The organism is Streptomyces adelaidensis (genome assembly GCF_016598475.1).
In the GTDB taxonomy this organism is placed as follows: domain Bacteria; phylum Actinomycetota; class Actinomycetes; order Streptomycetales; family Streptomycetaceae; genus Streptomyces; species Streptomyces adelaidensis.
The window spans coordinates 1-709 of the sequence record NZ_JAEMUX010000280.1; the positions used below are offsets into that span (position 1 = coordinate 1).

A 709-nucleotide genomic window follows, 5' to 3' on the forward strand; every position below is an offset into this window, starting at 1 on the left:
TCTCGGCAACGGGTGAAACGAGGGTCACGGACGGCGGATGAAAAGTGAGCCACTCTGCGATCTCTTGATCATCCTGACTTCACTGGTTCTGAAGTCGGGAGGAAGAGAGGGTGATCCACGTGGAGGACTGGGCTGAGATCCGCCGGATGCACCGGATGGAGGGGCTGTCGGCTCGGGCGGTGGCCCGTCAGCTGGGGATCTCCAGGAACACTGTGCTGCGGGCGCTGGCCTCGGACCGCCCGCCGCGGTATCGGCGGGCGCCGAAGGGCTCGGCGGTGGACGCGGTGGAGCCGGCCGTGCGGGAGTTGCTGAAACAGACCCCGACGATGCCCGTCACGGTGATCGCGGAGCGGATCGGCTGGGAGCGGGGGCTGACGATCCTGCGGGAGCGGGTGCGCGAGCTGCGGCCGGCTTATCTGCCGGTGGACCCCGTCTCGCGGACGGTCTATGAGCCGGGTGAGCTCGCGCAGTGCGACCTGTGGTTCCCGCCCGTGGATATTCCGCTCGGTTACGGCCAGAGCGGGCGCCCGCCGGTGCTGGTCATCGTGTCCGGTTACTCGCGGGTTATCACGGCTCGGATGCTGCCCTCACGGCAGACGGGCGATCTGATCGACACCCACTGGCGGCTGCTGACCGCCTGGGGAGCCGTGCCGAAGATGCTGGTCTGGGACAACGAAGCCGGAGTCGGCAAGGGACGCCTGACCAGCGA

At 68.1% G+C, this 709-nt stretch carries 1 protein-coding gene; it reads left to right on the forward strand.

All coding sequences use genetic code 11. From position 1 onward, the window contains the following. Positions 1-110 precede the first annotated feature (110 nt). Positions 111-709: helix-turn-helix domain-containing protein (locus tag I8N67_RS41845; RefSeq protein WP_200309628.1), on the forward strand; the 599-nt coding region annotated here is incomplete at its 3' end.